Here is a 4,307-nt window from a genome sequence, read left to right on the forward strand (position 1 = left end):
GGAGCCCGTGAGGAGTATGGAGCACCACCTCGTTATGCCAGCCCTGCTCAGCGGTGCGATTGAGTAATTGCTGATCGCCGAGCATGAAAGCGTCATGCAAGATCTGCCGATTGCCCCACCGATCGACCTCATTGCGCCAGTCGATCGGATTGCGAATCGAATTGATCTCTGCCTGTTCAGCAAGTTTCCGCAGAACGTACGCCGCGTGTGCGCGATCCCCAGCAGGGGTAAGCCCATGGTTTCCCGGCTCGGTCATCGCGCACACCCCTGATCGACGGCGTGCGCACGGTCAGCGCAGTTGGAGCCATTCCGCCGGGGCGGGCCGCCCAGCGGCGATCCACTCTCGGTGGTCGGTGGTGGCGTGCTCGAAGGCATCGAGCAAAATCGTGTCGGTGTGATCGAACAGCACGTACGCCAGCATGGTTTGAGGGTCGAACCATACCGGCGAGGACGCGATTTCGACGACCGGAACAGGACGATCGGCCTCGCCGGGCAGGCTGACTGTGACCGCATACTTCCATTGCCCGTCACAGCAGGTACGGAAGATATGGCCGATACCGCGCGCAAATCGCTGGAACCGCTCAAAAGGTTCTCCGGCGAGAGGTGCCGCGGCGAAATCTGGTAGCTGGCGCAAGGCTGTTTGTGCGATGACTTGCAGGCCCTCGGCCGTCCAAGGGCTATCGAGCTTGCCCAGCTCCGGGGCGTCTTCGCGAACGAGTCGGTCCAGCTCGGCATCCATTGCGGCGAGCCACGCCAAGAACTCTGGATCGCGCTGGCGTTCGGCCTGCTCGTGGTGCCATTGTTCGGTGTGCGCGACGAAGTCGCCCATGGTGACCTCTCTCGTAGTGTTTGCTGCCATTGTTCACTCCCTTCGCGACGTGCGGAACGGTTGGCGCTGATTGCTGTACATGTGGTGATCTCTAGGGCGGTTGAGCACATGATGATTTCCTGGCGGTTCTGTTTGTTGGTTCAGTTGTGGCAGTGCAGATTTCGGGCAGGCATGGGGCGTTAGTTGCTCGAATTGGTCGGTTGCTGCGCTCGCGCGATGAGCTGTAACAGCCGATCGAGAACGTCGGCCGCGTCCAGGCCCTGCGCGCGGAGCTCGGCAACGGGAATTGCGCCGACATCTCGCAACAGCGCCAAGAACACATGCTCGGTTCCGATGCGTTCCGCGCCCCCAGCGGTGGCGATCTCGTCGGCAGAGCCGAGCAGGCTCGCGAGGTTCGGCGCACACGCGAAGGTGATAGAAATCCGATTCGTCACTTCAAGCCTCCGGCCGGTTTTGTTGGAGCAACCCAGCGAGCGAACATCCGCTCAGGGGTAACGGTGATCACGGCAGCTACCGCGAGCAGCTCTGCGGGGGCTTCGGCAGATTCGAAATGCCGCAGGCTGGGCGTGACGATCGCATCCGCCATGGCGCGATCGAGAGCCGTGTGTAACCGATGCATCACGCGGTCGGTGCGCGCACTGAAGACAATGATTTTTAGAAGGTTGTAGCCGAATCTTGCTGCGGTGTGCCGTATCTGGGTTTCATCCCACCGTTGTCGAGCGCCGGATATGTCGCTACGCAGGTAGCCGATTGCCGAAGGCGATGACGGCATCACCGGCTCCCCATGGAAGCGAAATGCGCAGCGGGATAGTCTTGTTCGGAATCGAGGCGCGCCTGAATCTTTGCGACGGTGAGGCGGTCGTCGACTCCGCGGGGCGGGATGCGACCACCGATGCTCAATCCGCCAATCGCCACAAAGATGATTGCAGCCAGAACAATTAGGGCTATGAGTTCCATGTCCGGTTTCCTCCGGTCCAGGGCCGTTTGGTTCTGCCTGGTACTGGGGATATCCCGACGATATGTGCGGTTCACCCAGCACCAGGCGGTCATATGAGGGTGCTACGCGGTACGACGGCGAACTGACACAATTTGTGGCACCCTCGGGAACCAAGGGACCTATCGAATTGAGGCCGCGGTGAACGACGAACTGGTCGGCGTGGGCGCGAGAGTCGCCCAAGCCCGCAAGCTGAAAGGCTGGTCGCAATCGCGACTGGCCATGGAGACCGACATCTCGCTGTCGCTGATCAGGGCCGTTGAGCAGGGCCGACGCGCAGCGACACAAGGGTTCATATCTGCGTGCGCCAAGGCGCTGCGGACGAGCTCGGCCGAGCTTCTGGGACAACCCTTCCCGCCAACCAATGCGGAGGATCGCGAGCTTCACGGCGCAATTGCGTTGTTACGCAACGAGCTTGCCGCGTATGACCTGCCCGCACCAGAGATCGAAGTGCGGCCCCTGGCGAAGCTTTCACAGGATGTTGTTCAGGCGCGTCGGTACCGCCGCGACGCCGCCGCTCCCAAACTAGCCGCGATGCTTCCTCCGCTGGTGACCGAAGCGCGCGCGCTCGTCCACCGCAGCGCCGGGCAGGTGCGTGACCATGCGTACGTTCTGCTCACCGAGCTTTACTACGACGTGCGCAGCCTCGCCCACAAGATGGGGTACGTCGACCTTGCCGCGAGCGCTGTAGACCGAATGACGTGGGCCGCCAACCAAAGTGGGAATCCCCTGTGGATTGCGGCGAGCCAGTTTCACCGGGCATCGCTGCTCACTTCCGGCGGCGATTGGAGGACCGCGCTCGCCTTCTTGGAGCAATGCCGCGGGCCGATTGAGTCGCTACTCGGCGCGGGGGAGGAGCACAACCTCATCGCTTGGGGCGGACTGCATCTGCAATCCGGTCTGGCCGCCGCGCGCGCCGGTAACCGCAACCTTGCCGATTCACATCTCGCAGAGGCGATGGAGACCGCCCGCCGGATCGGGCATGATCGCGACGAAGTGCTCGTATTCGGACCTACCAACGCGAGCATCTGGTCTGTATCGCTCGCTGTCGACCTGATGGACGGCGGCGAAGCATTGAAGCGAGCCAAAGGGTTGTACATCCCAAGCGGCACGCCTCGCTCCCGGTCGGCAGTTCACTACATCGATCTCGCCCGCGCGTATTTGCTGCATGGAGATCGCCCCCTCGTTCTCGATGCACTCCACACGGCCAAGGCCACCTCACCGAGCCTCACTCGCTACCACCCCATGGTTCACGAAACCATTCGGGTTCTGGCACGCGAGGACGCGCGACGCAGCGACACCGTCCGAGGGTTTGCGGCCTGGTGCGGAATAGCTCCGAGCCTGTGATCTCGGCAGATCAGTACCGATCGTCGTCGACCCTGGCCGGTGGCCCGATCGGCCGCCCCTCTTTGATGGCCTCGACCAGGTCCATCACTCGCCCGATCACCTGTCCGGCAGGCTCACCGCGCCGATACTGCACAGCCTCCGAATGCAGCACACCCACAATCAGCGCCACCTCACCACGGCTCGGCGGTTGGACGAGAGCCGCGCACACCACGGCGTAGACATCCTCGGCGTCAACCTCGAGCGCGGCGATCACAGCGCGGAGCTGCTCGCGTTGCGCCGGTGACATCAGCTCGTCGTCAAGCACCGGCATCGCCTCGCCCGTCGAATGCGAACCCGCCACATCCCTCGCGGCGCTCCGGCACATAGACAGCCTTGCCGCACTCCTGGCACGTATAGGCGATATGGCCGCCGCAGCCCTGCGTCCGGCACGCCTGCCACCCCACAACGTAGCTTCCCGCGGTGAGCGGATGCCCGGCCGGGCAGGAGATCGGCGGCGGCTGTACCCAACCTGTTGGCGTTTCTACGAGCTCCGGGGACCGGGTGGCCCGTCCATCCGGCAAGCGATACCAGACACGCCGATCGTTCGAACGCATGTGTGAATACTATCCAGTTGGGTTCTATCATCTGGGACGTGGCAGACGAGAACATGTGCGATCTGTGCGGCGAGCACCCTGTAGGCGAGGGTGGCATTCTGTGCCCAGGATGCAAGGACCGACTTACCGAGCAGGCGCAACACAACCCGTACCCGAATATCGCGGACTAGACGCGGTTCATCCGCTCGGCCCGGTTACTCGGGTGCCCAACCGCGCAAGGCCGCAACGGTGCGTCGCGAGGGCCGTTGCGCTACCCATTCGCGCCACCGGCGAAAACGCTCGGCGTCGTCTGCGCTGCCGTGTCGAGGCGTGGCAAGTCTGCGGCGAGTTGGTCGAGGTGCTTGTCGAGATTCATGGGGTGTTGGACGCGCCGCTCCGGCGGTCGGTTCCCTGCATGTTCGTGACGCGCCGGACCAGCCGTTTGGTGGGCTCGCCGCGCTGCTACGTGGACCCTACTGCGCCCGCGATATCGTAGCTCGTGCTCATAGACGAATCCCTCCGAAAGGCCCGTTCAGGACTTAACACCCCCTATAAGCAAATCTCT

7 protein-coding genes are annotated in these 4,307 nt (G+C 63.2%); 1 reads left to right on the plus strand and 6 read right to left on the minus strand.

Annotated features, from left to right (window positions below):
- From NA10_RS29020 to NA10_RS36100, 5 genes are all read right to left on the minus strand, one after another.
- Positions 1-256, minus strand: a 256-nt coding sequence (locus NA10_RS29020) for a hypothetical protein (protein ID WP_157556797.1), incomplete at its 3' end; no start/stop codon positions are given.
- A gap of 33 nt (positions 257-289) precedes the next feature.
- Positions 290-859 carry a hypothetical protein gene (locus NA10_RS29025; RefSeq protein ID WP_067573620.1) on the minus strand — a complete coding sequence of 190 codons (570 nt, stop codon included), beginning with the start codon at positions 857-859 and terminating at the stop codon, positions 290-292.
- A 149-nt stretch (positions 860-1,008) separates the two neighbouring features.
- Complete coding sequence (locus tag NA10_RS29030; protein WP_067573622.1) at positions 1,009-1,263, minus strand: Clp protease N-terminal domain-containing protein; 255 nt, start codon at positions 1,261-1,263, stop codon at positions 1,009-1,011.
- Positions 1,260-1,601 carry a hypothetical protein gene (locus NA10_RS36095; protein ID WP_084515393.1) on the minus strand — a complete coding sequence of 114 codons (342 nt, stop codon included), beginning with the start codon at positions 1,599-1,601 and terminating at the stop codon, positions 1,260-1,262. Before NA10_RS36095 ends, NA10_RS29030 begins: the two co-directional genes overlap by 4 nt.
- Positions 1,601-1,786: a hypothetical protein gene (locus NA10_RS36100; protein WP_157556798.1), complete on the minus strand. Its 186-nt coding sequence runs from the start codon at positions 1,784-1,786 to the stop codon at positions 1,601-1,603. The genes NA10_RS36095 and NA10_RS36100 overlap by 1 nt, the downstream gene beginning before the upstream one ends.
- 178 nt (positions 1,787-1,964) lie before the next feature.
- Here NA10_RS36100 and NA10_RS29035 point away from each other — a divergent pair, with 178 nt between their 5' ends.
- Entirely contained in the window at positions 1,965-3,170 is a 1,206-nt protein-coding gene (locus NA10_RS29035; RefSeq protein ID WP_067573624.1) for a helix-turn-helix domain-containing protein, read from the plus strand.
- Between the two features lie 10 nt (positions 3,171-3,180).
- Here NA10_RS29035 and NA10_RS29040 read toward each other — a convergent pair whose 3' ends face one another.
- Complete coding sequence (locus tag NA10_RS29040; protein WP_157556799.1) at positions 3,181-3,474, minus strand: hypothetical protein; 294 nt, start codon at positions 3,472-3,474, stop codon at positions 3,181-3,183.
- Positions 3,475-4,307 lie beyond the last annotated feature (833 nt).

Origin of the sequence: Nocardia acidivorans NBRC 108247, assembly GCF_001625085.1 — a bacterium.
In the GTDB taxonomy this organism is placed as follows: domain Bacteria; phylum Actinomycetota; class Actinomycetes; order Mycobacteriales; family Mycobacteriaceae; genus Nocardia; species Nocardia acidivorans.

Coding starts and splice junctions, on each gene's coding strand:
- NA10_RS29025 (WP_067573620.1), bottom strand. CDS start 859: ATGGCAGCAAACACTACGAGAGAGGTCACCATGGGCGACTTCGTCGCG.
- NA10_RS36095 (WP_084515393.1), bottom strand. CDS start 1,601: ATGCCGTCATCGCCTTCGGCAATCGGCTACCTGCGTAGCGACATATCC.
- NA10_RS36100 (WP_157556798.1), bottom strand. CDS start 1,786: ATGGAACTCATAGCCCTAATTGTTCTGGCTGCAATCATCTTTGTGGCG.